Source organism: Paenibacillus sp. O199 (assembly GCF_001636635.1).
GTDB lineage: Bacteria > Bacillota > Bacilli > Paenibacillales > Paenibacillaceae > Paenibacillus > Paenibacillus marchantiae.
This window is the reverse complement of record NZ_LGRP01000031.1, coordinates 1-11,731: the sequence shown is the minus strand read 5'-3', so window position 1 is coordinate 11,731 and position 11,731 is coordinate 1. Positions and strand designations below refer to the sequence as shown.

Here is an 11,731-nt window from a genome sequence, read left to right as displayed (position 1 = left end):
AAGAGGAACTCTTTCGTGGCTTCCGAATGATTCTGAATATCGGAAATTCATGCACGAGGTTGCCTCTCTTTTTCCGCTTGCGAGGTTAGCTGTCGGGTTCGGGCGAAAGAGAGCCGCCCTATCTCCGGTCATCCGCTCATGGCGGACGCCCTTGAATTCACCCCGAGACCCAAAGAAGAAATCAAATACGGCTTCGCAGATTCATACGCTGCTTTTGGGTCAGTGCATGTTGCGCATCGGCTGCAAACACCGATGTTTAAGCCCTATTGGTTCCCCCGCTCTCCGTTAACGGAGACTCAGCGAGACTGATTCATGAAAGTAATGTTGTTTCATCGGAAAGTGTCCCTTTGTTCATCCCCCGAACATCTGTCCAATTTTCCGCACAACAATTCACTGAAAAGATGATATCCTGTTTCTATGCATGTTGTAAAGCGTTGTTCAAGTACGTTTTTCTAAATATTTGGTTAAAATATTGTAATATTCTTGATTTATTTGGATCAAAAAGCAAATTAACTCCGCCTAACTCACTTTTTCACCCGTTTTGCTCGATCTTTTAACGAATCCCAAATCGTTCCATGGCATTTTTGGTCGTTATTGCTGCAATTTCCTCTACCGAAATGCCTTTAATTTCCGCTGCTGCTTCTGCAACCAGACGTACATGCGCTGTCTCATTTCGTTTTCCACGATAAGGGTGCGGTGTCAAATAAGGAGCGTCCGTTTCGATGAACAATCGGTCCATAGGAACCTTCTCAAGTACCTCTTTGGGCTGCTTTGCATTTTTGAACGTGATTGGCCCTCCGAAGGAAAGATGAAAGCCTAAATCCAGACACATTTTCGCCGTTTCCCAGCTGCCAGAGAAGGAATGCATGACACCGCCTACTTCTCCAGCTTTCTCTTCACGCAGAATCTTTACAATATCCTCATGCGCATCCCGGTTGTGAATGACAATCGGCATATTCAACTCACGGGCAAGACCAATCTGTTGTCGTAATACGCGATGTTGAACCTCTTTCGGTGAAGTGTCCCAGTAATAGTCTAGACCAATTTCACCGATGGCTACCACTTTTTCATGCTTGCATAAAGATGCAATCCATTCCATATCACCCTCTTGCATTGTGATTGCATCCACTGGGTGCCAGCCTACGGCAGCATATATAAAATCATAGGTTTCAGCCAGCTTCATCGTGGTTGGAATGGTCTCCCGGTTAAAGCCCACATTAATCATGCGACCAACGCCTGCATCCACAGCACGCTGAATCATTTCCTCGCGGTCCTCGTCGAATTGTGGTGCATCCAGGTGTGTATGTGTGTCGAACAACATCATGCTGTATTTCTCCCTTCATGTCGAATAAACGACTATCTCTATTTAATCCATCCTGCAGTCTTAACCAGAACATAACTATTACTAAATTGGATCATGTTTTTTTTATATTTCTTTCATTGTTTGTTGAGCACAACATGTAGAACGAACAAGTTCCTTCATATCTATATGTGCTCATTTTTAGGCAATCGGGTTGTATTCTAATTACTTTGATTACAAAATTATGTCGATCTACATGTACTCTCCATTAAAGCAGATTACTGTATCATGAAAAATAGCTCTTTTCGAAAGCTTTTTTACATCATGATTCTTGAACAGCATTGCGCATCATTTAATGGGAGAAATAGGGGCGTATATGGGACGGTAATTCATGAACAATCGCATCCACCTTATTCTGCGGATAATACAAATGATGTTTTCCGCGATGAAGACCACTGATTGAACGGACAATGTCGGACACCTCTGACAACTCATGTAACTTGTCTTGCCGATCAAGCAGCAAAATCTGCTTGTCCGTGGATTCATCCGGACGAAACACATCATACGGATTATCCGTTGGAAAATCAATTTCTAGATCATACTCGGGATTGAGACCGGCTACAGTGAAGGCTTCCCGAATCTCTTCAATCATGTTTACGTCGATCTGTTCAATCTCTACATACTTATATAATTTGCGATCTATAAATCGTTCGCATAACTCACTTAGAACAGTATCGTCCTCTTTGCGCCACTGCATAAATGCCGTCTGAATCAAAGCTTCGTCCAGTTGTAAATATTCATCCACCGATAGATCTCCAGCGAATAACTGGGGTAGTGGATCAATCATGAAGCGGAATTTGAAACCTTGCTGTATGAGACTTTTTGCCCGCTTAAATATTTGCCGCAATATAATTTCCGAACTTCGGGTAACCGGATGAAAGTAAATTTGCCAGTACATCTGGTACCTGGACATCAAGTAATCCTCCACGGCGTGCATGCCCGACTCCTTGACCACAATTCGTCCGTGATATGGACGCAGCATACGCAAGATACGGTCAAGGTCAATCGTCCCATAGTTTACACCTGTAAAGTAGGCATCCCGAAGCAAGTAATCCATGCGGTCCGCATCGAGCGGACTGGTAACCAAATTAACGACAATAGGTTGCTCATACGTTTTTTGAATAACAGAAGCCACTTTCTCGGGAAAATCAGGAGCATACCGTCTTAAGATCGCCCCTACTTCGGTATCACCTGTAATGATCCGACAAGTCCAATCCTCATGATTCATATCGAAAGCTTCTTCTATAGAGTGAGAGAATGGCCCATGTCCAAGATCATGGAGCAATGCTGCACAAAGGGCTACTGTTTTTTCCTCCTTTGGCCAATCTGAATAGTGACTTCTTTCGAATTGGGAAATAATCTTACGTGTAATTTCGTAGACGCCCAAGGAATGTGAGAAGCGGCTGTGCTCTGCACCATGGAAAGTAAGAAACGAAGTTCCCAATTGACGGATTCGGCGTAAACGTTGAAACTCGGGCGTGTTGATCAACTGCCATATAATCGGATCTTGCACATGGATATAATTATGTACCGGATCTTTAAACACCTTTTCTTCCGTTAAACGCTGTTCCATGTCTATTCACTCCTTTAAAATATCGTTTGTATTTGTCGCTTTTCAGTATAATACCACCAAGGATTCGACAGGCTTTGACGAATCTTGTCGAATAAGGTAGTTTTGTCGTTTTCCAAATCGACAAAGATGACATTGATGTTTAAATACGAAAAATGGCTTCCAATCCCTTACCACTCGTAATCTTATCAAAAACAGCCTTTATTTTAAGCTAATTTTAAGGTTGACTGTTTTGGGAATCGTTGGTATGATGAGTATCATAAAACATAAAATAATGTCGAATAATGACAATGATCGTTAGCTGAGAGGAGCACTGATTATAATGATGAAATCAACAGGTATTGTAAGAAAAGTGGATGAACTGGGACGGGTAGTTATTCCAATCGAATTGCGCCGTACGCTCGGTATTGGTGAAAAAGATGCTCTTGAGATCTATGTTGACGGCGAGCGCATCATGTTGAAAAAATACGAACCAGCTTGTATCTTCTGTGGCAATGCAGAGAACGTTACTTATTTCAAAGGTAAAATTGTTTGTAACGAATGTATTTCCGAAATCCCTGCACCTGTGACAAAATAAGAAATATCAGGTATAATGGTCTTATTAAATTGTTATTTCTAACCTTTTTATATTCCTTGATCGCCTTCCCGGTGTGAACCCCACCGCTGGAAGGTATTTTTTTGCTTTATTATTGGTTTTCATTACCCAAAAAATCGAGCTACGAGTCTGTTCAACTCCAAAAAGAAGAGCGGTGACGTTCGTAATATATTTTTTCTCCGCTCTGCTCGTTTTCATATTCCATTAAGGTTGGATCTAAGGTCCCTTAAAGTTTATGTTCCCTATTCCAGCATATTTTTGTTGATTCGTTATTAAATTAAAGCGTTATATACATCTCGTTTCGTCAAACCTCGATCCGTTGCCGTTTTCTTCATCGCATCTTTACGACTAAGTCCTTCATTCTCATAATGGCTCACATGATCCTCCAAGGACAGCAGTTGCCACCAGGCTTCCCGCTCCGCCTTACGCTCTTCTTCCCTGATACCTTCTACAAGCAAACAATATTCCCCAAGTGGCGGATGTTCCTCAAGCCATTCTATGCACTCTTGGATACTGCCTCTTGCGAACTCCTCATGACGTTTCGTCAGTTCACGTGCCAGTACGATCGACCGATCACCCAGAATCTCTTCGAGATAGGCCAAAGTTTTACGAATACGGTGAGGGGACTCATAAAATAGCAACGTACCGTTGGACTCATTAAAAGCTTCCATCACTTTTCGCATGTCTTTTTTCTCCCGCGGCAAAAAGCCGCCGAATGTGAAACGCTCCGTCGGTAAACCAGATACGATTAGAGCTGATAACGCGGCATTGGCTCCAGGGATGGGAATGACCGTAATTCCAGCTTCAAGCGCAAGTTTTACAAGATCGGAACCAGGGTCCGAAATGGCCGGCAGACCGGCATCACTGACGAGTGCCAAATTTTTTCCTTCTATTATATAGCGTATGAGTTCAGGCCCACTAGCTCCCTTATTATGCTCATGGTAACTGAACAACATCGATGGTGTAATTTCAAAATGGGTAAGCAGCTTTCGGGTCTGACGTGTGTCCTCCGCTGCAATGATGTCACAGCTCTGCAATGTTTTAATTGCTCGAAATGTCATATCGTCCAGATTACCGATTGGTGTTCCTACCAAGTATAGTTTACCGGCACCACCCGACTGCTCCGCGTAGCTCTTCTGAATATGCAATGTCATCTATAACCCTCCTTCCGTTGTTCGTTGTGCATGCTGCGCACCGTAATATATGTCCATGATTTCTTCGCAGTATTTCCCTTCTTCATTGTAAACAATCAGTGGTGGAAGCATGCGTACCTCCGGTTTCCCATCCTTGAGCGCTTCAATCAACACCATATTGGCTTCCAAATGAGCACGGGGATGTACCATCCGAATCCGCTTTGGTTCAAGTTTGTACTCACGCATCAGAGTGATGATCTCTCCTAAACGCTGCGGACGATGAACCATGGATACTTTACCGCCATTGCGCACCAGTCGATTACAGGCCTGAATGACTTCCTCCAGCGTACACCCGATTTCATGGCGTGCCATTGCCTGATGAGTGTTCATCTTGAGGTCACTTCCATTCAAGGGCATATACGGAGGGTTAACCGTTATAGCATCGTATACAGCATGGCCCGTTTCTTTCACGAGTTCACGCAAATCACCTTCATGGATCGTAATGGATTCTTCCAATGCATTCAGTTGAACGCTGCGACGTGCCATATCTGCCAATCGCGGCTGAATTTCAATGCCTTCCAGACTCGCCTGCGTTCGTGTGGTCAACAGAATGGGAACAACCCCATTGCCTGTACACAAATCAAGCACACGACCCCGTTTCGGTACTGAAGCAAATCGGGCCAACAATACGGCATCCATCGAAAAACTAAACACTTCATCACTTTGAATAATCTTCAAATCATGAGAGAGCAAATCGTCGATTCGCTCCGAATCTTGCAATTTTACTGATATTTCTGTCATATGATACACTCATCCTCCGGTACTCTATATCTCAGACAAGGTTCTTAACCTTGAAAAAAAACCGTAGGGGATCCCTACGGCCACTTCATTTATTCAAAAAAGACAGGCAGAACAGACAATCGCCTTCCGTCCGCAAATGTCCATAATAGACATTGCAGATATGGAATCCTTCGTGATACAACCGAGCCAGATTATCATATCCTTCACCTACAACATCTTCACCAGTAGCTGGACCCGCAGGCCTTGCTACCGGAGCGAGCGCCGATGCGATGGGCAAATCTGCCGGGGCCTCACGCTTCAGCAGTTTGCGTAACTGCTCATTCTCGATGGTAAGCCGCTGATTATCTTCAAGCAGCTCTTTAACAATCATTTTTAACTCTCCTAAATCACTGTGCAACTGACCCAATTGGGTTTCCATTTCATGAATGTGCGTAAACAGATTTTTCTTTTCCAAGTTTCCACCCCGAAGCAACCTTTATGGTTTACTTGATAACGACGTCATCCAGCGGAAGTTCTTTGACTTTACTGATGTCGAACAGTTGAACATGGACTGTGCGATTACCGGCATTGATGCCGACAACTTTTCCTTCACCCAAAGAGGTGACGACCAACTTGCCTACAGCCGGCAATTCTTCTCTCACACTTTCATAGTTATCATGCTCAAATTTCAGACAACACATGAGTCTTCCGCACAACCCGGAAATTTTCGTCGGATTCAGTGACAGGCTCTGATCTTTAGCCATCTTGATTGATACCGGCTCAAAGTCTCCCAGCCAGGAAGAACAACATAATACTCGGCCGCAAGGTCCGATCCCTCCAAGCATCTTTGCTTCATCACGTACACCGATCTGTCTCAGTTCGATCCGTGTCCGGAAAATGCTTGCCAGATCCTTGACCAGCTCCCGGAAATCCACTCTTCCTTCAGCTGTAAAATAAAAAATAATTTTATTGCGATCAAACGTAAATTCCACATCGACCAGCTTCATTTTGAGGCCGTGGTCTTTGATTTTATTTAAACAAGTACCGAATGCTTCTTTTGCTGCACGCTTGTTCTCATCTACGACACGGGCATCTGTCTCGCCCGCCACCCGGATGACCTTTTTGAGCGGCAACACCACATCAGACTCGCCTACTTCTTTCTTGCCGACGACAACCTTACCGTACTCTACCCCCCGCGCTGTCTCCACGATAACGCAGTTTTCTTTTTCAATGGGAAGGTCCAGGGGATCGAAGTAATAAATTTTGCCCGCTTTTTTGAAACGGACACCCACTACACTGTACAAAAAATTAACCCCCTCGTAAGCCAATCCCACTTCGTCTGAAGCCCTGTCTTCTTAGGGAACCCGCCGAAGTTATAACCGTTTGCATATGATTGGAACAAAATCTGTCCTCTCCCAGTCTTATGCCAAACCGATCAAAAATTGCTCCAGACAAAGCTGGCCATTGACATTGAAACGCAATTTTTTTCTGCATGCTGCGGCCATATCCATGTAGGAAACCCACTGCTCGGTGCTGCGGGTATGGGCCAACTGAGACAGCATGTCCAACTGATCTATAAAAACGATATGTTCATGCCTACCATACTGGACATACAGCATATCCCTGAACCATAAATGGAACAGGCTAAGCATCGTATCCAGGTGTTCTGAGAGTCCGGTTTTAAAAAGCTTCTGCTGTGCAGAGATCAATGATGTACTTCCTCTACCCAGGGACTCCTTCCCTAATTGTAACATTACGTTTCTAATTTCTGCAAACCAATTCTGCTGGAGAATTTCTCTACATGCTTCCAGTCCTGACGCTAAATGGACGGCAGAGCGAGCCAGATTGGCAGGGTGCCCTTCCGCAATCAGCGATTGCAGCATCTCTTCCGGATTCAGAGCACTGAAAGGAACCAATTGAGAGCGTGAACGAATGGTGGGCAGCATCGCCTGTCCATTATCCGTAATCAAAATGCCTACCGCGGGCACCTGAGGTTCTTCCAGAAACTTCAGCAAACTGTTGGCCGCTTGAACAGTCATTTTCTCGGCCTGTTCAATAATATATACTTTGGGATGCCCCGCCTCTGAACGGTACGAAAAGATACGCTGCAGATCCCGAATTTGATCAATTTTAATGTTATTCCCATCCGGTGCAAGCATGGTTAGATCCGGATGATTTCCATGTTCCACCTTACGACATTCAAGACACTGTCCGCAGGCATCATCTTCAAGCTCTGTACAGAATATTGCTTTGGCAAATGTGATCGCCGTCTGCAATTGTCCACTGCCGGATGGTCCGCTAAACAAATAGGCATGACTTATGGCATGACGTCTCAAACTGCTCTGTAACATCTGCTTGGCTGCCTGCTGACCCATAATTTGTTGAAAGGACATACTTCCTCCTCAGAAGCTTAAATTAATAAGCATTCCCCGAATTTCTCCTACTTGCTGTAACAACGTAATCTTGCCTTCCTCTGTTTCCAAAAGCTCATCAGCCATAGATAATAAGGCAGAGTCAATCTCATCAATTAACTTGTAACGCTTCCCTCTTCCCCGACGATCCCATCCTCGCGTCTCTTTCATAGACACACCACGACGAACCGTTTCCTCCAGAAATCTTTTTACAAGCTGCTTGTATGCTTTCAATTCACGAATGGTCATGGAACGAGACAAACGGTCACCCTGCATCTGGATCTCACTTAATCGGCGGGTAAGTTCAGCCTGTGATGCCCGTTCACCCTGGTGATTCATCATATCAGAGAAATTTTTGGATTGAACCGGTTTGGAGCCGGAATCGGAAGAACTGAGTCCACTCTGCATCGGTCGGAATCCAGGATTGATTTTCATGGAAACGCCTGCTTTCTACCTTAAGTAGGCCAATCGCCCATCAGCACAGTGCGCGCTGCGCCTGTGCGTGGAGGAGACCTTATATATGTGCTAGATCATACTCTATATATAATAGTAGTTAAATATCACCACATGGATCTATTCGTTGTTAGTCAACCTCTGTCCGAAATAAGATCTTCCCTGATCGAAAAGTTTATCCGGACAGAGAACGCGATTCTTGATTACAAGAAGGACCCTCAATAGGATTTATGGGAATTGCATCATTAAAAGTGTTCGAATCGATCTACCGGAAGAACAAACACGGTAGCTCCACCTACTTGAACTTCGACAGGTAGCGGCAGGTAAGAGTCGGTTGTTCCGCTCATCGGAGTGACTGGAGTCACGAGCTGTTCACGAACCTTACAGCTGCTGCGAATGACGTTCATTACGGATTCGACCTGACCATCATCGACACCGATCATAAACGTCGTGTTGCCTGCCTTCAAAAATCCACCGGTACTGGCCAATTTCGTAGCCCGAAAATTTGCTTTGACCAATGCGCTGGATAATCGGTTGCTGTCTTTATCCTGTATAATCGCAACAATCAGTTTCATCCTGCATAACCTCCTTCAGATAATAAGCACCTTGTGAAATGCCCTGTCTATATATTAGACAATTACTCGTCAAAATCCTTCAAAATCCCTGTCTCAAGCGACAAAATCATTGCTGCTAAGACCTCATCTTGCTTTTGAGAGGCATCGATGACTTTGATCCTGTCAGGAAACTGTTCCTTCAGTAGAAAATAGCCTTCACGCACTTTGCGGTGGAACTCCAGACTTTCGAGATCCAGGCGGTTAACTTCACGTCCATCGTGTGCATCAATGCGGGCGAGCCCTGCTTCAGGCTCGATATCCAGATAGAGCGTAACATCTGGCATCAGTTCACCTATTGCAAACCGATTGATGGCCCAAACATTCTCTACACCAAGACCACGAGCGTATCCTTGATAGGCCAGACTGCTGTCGACAAATCGGTCACAGATAACGGTCTTCCCTGCCTTCAATGCAGGCTCCACCTTCTCTGCTAGATGCTGACTTCGTGCAGCTGCATAGAGCAGCGCTTCGGTTCGTGCATCCATTGCCGTATGAAGAGGATTGAGGATGATGGCACGTATTTTCTCCGCAATTTCAATCCCGCCAGGTTCCCGAGTAACTACATATGGTATACCCTGTTCTTCAAAGTAAGAACCTAGCTTACTGATCATCGTTGTTTTGCCGGACCCCTCTCCCCCTTCCAACGTAATGAATTTACCTCTGCCCTGCATATGCTTCCCTGCTTTCTATATCGATAATTGCTCCTAATTGTGCTGCGATAACTACAATCTCGATCTTCTCATACTCCAGACTATGAATGAGCCCGCCCAGAGGTGTATGTTCATGATCAATCCGTAGATTGTTTCGAGTTTGGTACAAGCTTCTTATTATAATACTATACATGATCCCGCGTTAACGGTCAGCTATTCTCCAATATTTCCGATAAGGCACATAGCCTGATCAGCCGTAAATCAACCATACCCATAGAGGGAGCATGACAGAGCCGGCAATAGCACTGACAATCATCGATACGGAACTCAGCGCTACCGCATTTTCTCCATACTCAAAGGATCTTGCCATACCCAATGCGTGGGAAGCCGAGCCGAGTCCGATCCCATACGCATTTTTGCTGTTTACTCTGGCCCATTTTAAAATCATGGGTCCCAATAATATCCCCGAAAATCCGGCTATCATCACAAATAACGAAGTGAAGGATGAATTTCCTCCCACCTGATCAGCCAGTTGAATGGCAACGGGTGTCGTAATGGATTTGGGCAATAATGCGATAACGATATCTTGCGGATAACCGAGCAGCAGCGATATGGCGGCCCCTGTGGACATACCAACGATGCTTCCACCCAAGGTCCCCCCTAATATCGGGATAATATTCCGTTTCAGTACATCAAGGTGTTTCGCCAAAGGGAATGCCAGGGAAACTACAGCCGGCCCCAATAACTCCTGTATCCATTTGCCACCAAGCATGTACGTATCGAGCTTAATACCGGAAATGATCAGAATCAGTACAATTACAGTCGTTGCCGTCAAGACGGGCATAAGGATCGGCCACTTCAACCTTCTATATAAATGAGTCGCCGGAATATATATAGCCACGGTCAAGGCAATCATTCCGATTCCGAGGATGAATGCGAGCATGAGATCGCCTCCTTCTTACCTTGATGCGTCGATCTCCACGCCATGAGCCATTCACTGATTTTCGCAGACAACAGACAAGTAATTAATGTACTAATGATTAACCCCAGAACAAGCAGCAGCGTATTGGCTCTAAAAAAATCAAAATGATTGATAATGCCCACCGTGGGAGGGATAAACAATAATTGCAAATTCGATTGAAGCCAGGATGATCCTTCTTCGCCCCAACTTATTCTGATCCATCCCAGTTGAATGACGATGAATAGAAGCAGCATCCCGACAATACTTCCTGTTAACGGCAGATGCAATACAGCCTGAATCAGGTTTCCTATCCAATAAAACCCGTACATCAGTATGACTTGCAGGACTATTCCCGTATATTTTTTTAGCGGAATATCCAAAGTTTGTTCCCTTCTTTCTTATGTCCAGACAACAATGATGTCTTAACTTGTTTGAGCATTTTGCATAAAATCCAAAGCGTGTCTTCTAAACTCAATTATTCCCTGATGATTTTCAATGATTGCAGCGAAGTATCCGATACGCCGTGGAACCTGGCTCCTTCATCTCTCAGTAGCTTAATACGTGATATCATGGCCGCACTTATTTGCTCACCAGCGTACACAAGAGGTATGCCGGGCGGATATGGAATGACCATCTCCGCAGAGCGAAGACCTACACATTTATCAATGGATGCCTCTGTTGTATCCTCTTCCATAATCGGCTGCAACGTAAACGGGATAGGCTCCGAAAAAGGAGTTCCTTCTTGAAAATTGTTCCACGTGGAAATATAATTTGCAGAATCTTTTGTAAAACGCTGTGATTGCTCACCAAGAGATTGGCTCTGCTCCTGTTCAAGGCTGATTTGGCGTAAAGCCTGCAACAGGTGCTCGGCATCGCGCAGCGTCGAGCCCAGGCTAAAGAGCAAGACGACGTATCTTTCGTCGCTCATTTCGGGCACGCAGCCGCATACTTCCAGCTGCTGCTGCAGCCCATAACCGCTCAGCACCCCTGTGCCGTCATAAATGACGGCCTTGAAAGGGTCCTGAGCGGTGTATCCCGCGGCTGAAGGCAACGCCGCCGCGGGCAGAGCTTCAGGCCGCCCCGGTGCACCGGCGGCCTCGGACTTACCGCCAGTTGCCGGCTTCGCCCCGGCTGGCGGCTCTTGCTGCAGCAGCTGCCCCGGCTGCAGCAACTGAAAGCGCGGCAGCTCCGCAAGGCCGCGCTT

At 45.4% G+C, this 11,731-nt stretch carries 14 protein-coding genes and 1 riboswitch; of the genes, 1 reads left to right on the top strand and 13 read right to left on the bottom strand.

What is annotated here, in order from left to right; genetic code table 11:
* Positions 1-58 precede the first annotated feature (58 nt).
* A riboswitch (cyclic di-AMP (ydaO/yuaA leader) is annotated at positions 59-312 on the bottom strand.
* Positions 313-553: 241 nt separating this feature from the next.
* Entirely contained in the window at positions 554-1,324 is a 771-nt protein-coding gene (locus A6049_RS26865) for a TatD family hydrolase (protein WP_205412048.1), read from the bottom strand.
* A 328-nt stretch (positions 1,325-1,652) separates the two neighbouring features.
* Complete coding sequence (locus A6049_RS26860; RefSeq protein WP_063567542.1) at positions 1,653-2,933, bottom strand: HD domain-containing protein; 1,281 nt, start codon at positions 2,931-2,933, stop codon at positions 1,653-1,655.
* Positions 2,934-3,252: 319 nt separating this feature from the next.
* Here A6049_RS26860 and A6049_RS26855 point away from each other — a divergent pair, with 319 nt between their 5' ends.
* Positions 3,253-3,507 (top strand): AbrB/MazE/SpoVT family DNA-binding domain-containing protein, encoded by a 255-nt coding sequence (locus A6049_RS26855; RefSeq protein WP_024633700.1) that lies wholly within the window; start codon positions 3,253-3,255, stop codon positions 3,505-3,507.
* 290 nt (positions 3,508-3,797) lie between these two features.
* On the opposite strand, the gene rsmI is transcribed toward A6049_RS26855, so the two are convergent.
* The 11 genes from rsmI to A6049_RS26795 form a co-directional block, all read right to left on the bottom strand.
* The gene (gene rsmI, locus A6049_RS26850) at positions 3,798-4,679 is read right to left on the bottom strand and encodes a 16S rRNA (cytidine(1402)-2'-O)-methyltransferase (protein ID WP_063567541.1); all 882 of its coding nucleotides are present in this window, start codon (positions 4,677-4,679) and stop codon (positions 3,798-3,800) included.
* Positions 4,680-5,459: a tRNA1(Val) (adenine(37)-N6)-methyltransferase gene (locus A6049_RS26845; protein WP_063567540.1), complete on the bottom strand. Its 780-nt coding sequence runs from the start codon at positions 5,457-5,459 to the stop codon at positions 4,680-4,682.
* An 85-nt stretch (positions 5,460-5,544) separates the two neighbouring features.
* A complete protein-coding gene (gene yabA / locus A6049_RS26840) occupies positions 5,545-5,913 on the bottom strand; it encodes a DNA replication initiation control protein YabA (RefSeq protein WP_024633697.1) in 369 nt (122 codons plus the stop codon).
* Positions 5,914-5,941: 28 nt separating this feature from the next.
* Positions 5,942-6,742 carry a PSP1 domain-containing protein gene (locus tag A6049_RS26835; RefSeq protein WP_024633696.1) on the bottom strand — a complete coding sequence of 267 codons (801 nt, stop codon included), beginning with the start codon at positions 6,740-6,742 and terminating at the stop codon, positions 5,942-5,944.
* Between the two features lie 117 nt (positions 6,743-6,859).
* A complete protein-coding gene (holB, locus tag A6049_RS26830) occupies positions 6,860-7,831 on the bottom strand; it encodes a DNA polymerase III subunit delta' (RefSeq protein ID WP_063567539.1) in 972 nt (323 codons plus the stop codon).
* A gap of 9 nt (positions 7,832-7,840) precedes the next feature.
* Positions 7,841-8,284, bottom strand: a complete 444-nt coding sequence (locus tag A6049_RS26825; RefSeq protein ID WP_024633694.1) for a YaaR family protein — start codon at positions 8,282-8,284, stop codon at positions 7,841-7,843.
* Positions 8,285-8,547: 263 nt separating this feature from the next.
* Positions 8,548-8,877: a cyclic-di-AMP receptor gene (locus A6049_RS26820; protein ID WP_017691391.1), complete on the bottom strand. Its 330-nt coding sequence runs from the start codon at positions 8,875-8,877 to the stop codon at positions 8,548-8,550.
* Between the two features lie 62 nt (positions 8,878-8,939).
* Positions 8,940-9,587, bottom strand: coding sequence for a dTMP kinase (gene tmk / locus A6049_RS26815; protein ID WP_063567538.1), 648 nt, complete (start codon positions 9,585-9,587; stop codon positions 8,940-8,942).
* Positions 9,588-9,816: 229 nt separating this feature from the next.
* On the bottom strand, positions 9,817-10,509 hold the full coding sequence (locus tag A6049_RS26805) for an LrgB family protein (protein WP_063567536.1): 693 nt from the start codon (positions 10,507-10,509) through the stop codon (positions 9,817-9,819).
* Entirely contained in the window at positions 10,479-10,907 is a 429-nt protein-coding gene (locus tag A6049_RS26800) for a CidA/LrgA family protein (protein WP_079697640.1), read from the bottom strand. The genes A6049_RS26805 and A6049_RS26800 overlap by 31 nt, the downstream gene beginning before the upstream one ends.
* A 95-nt stretch (positions 10,908-11,002) precedes the next feature.
* A complete protein-coding gene (locus tag A6049_RS26795; protein WP_240321559.1) occupies positions 11,003-11,698 on the bottom strand; it encodes an Orn/Lys/Arg family decarboxylase in 696 nt (231 codons plus the stop codon).
* Positions 11,699-11,731 lie beyond the last annotated feature (33 nt).

Excerpts from the sequence above, each read along its gene's own strand:
- A6049_RS26865 (WP_205412048.1), bottom strand. The coding sequence starts at position 1,324 with ATGATGTTGTTCGACACACATACACACCTGGATGCACCACAATTCGAC.
- A6049_RS26860 (WP_063567542.1), bottom strand. The coding sequence starts at position 2,933 with ATGGAACAGCGTTTAACGGAAGAAAAGGTGTTTAAAGATCCGGTACAT.
- A6049_RS26855 (WP_024633700.1), top strand. The coding sequence starts at position 3,253 with ATGATGAAATCAACAGGTATTGTAAGAAAAGTGGATGAACTGGGACGG.
- rsmI (WP_063567541.1), bottom strand. The coding sequence starts at position 4,679 with ATGACATTGCATATTCAGAAGAGCTACGCGGAGCAGTCGGGTGGTGCC.
- A6049_RS26845 (WP_063567540.1), bottom strand. The coding sequence starts at position 5,459 with ATGACAGAAATATCAGTAAAATTGCAAGATTCGGAGCGAATCGACGAT.
- holB (WP_063567539.1), bottom strand. The coding sequence starts at position 7,831 with ATGTCCTTTCAACAAATTATGGGTCAGCAGGCAGCCAAGCAGATGTTA.
- A6049_RS26825 (WP_024633694.1), bottom strand. The coding sequence starts at position 8,284 with ATGAAAATCAATCCTGGATTCCGACCGATGCAGAGTGGACTCAGTTCT.
- A6049_RS26820 (WP_017691391.1), bottom strand. The coding sequence starts at position 8,877 with ATGAAACTGATTGTTGCGATTATACAGGATAAAGACAGCAACCGATTA.
- tmk (WP_063567538.1), bottom strand. The coding sequence starts at position 9,587 with ATGCAGGGCAGAGGTAAATTCATTACGTTGGAAGGGGGAGAGGGGTCC.
- A6049_RS26805 (WP_063567536.1), bottom strand. The coding sequence starts at position 10,509 with ATGCTCGCATTCATCCTCGGAATCGGAATGATTGCCTTGACCGTGGCT.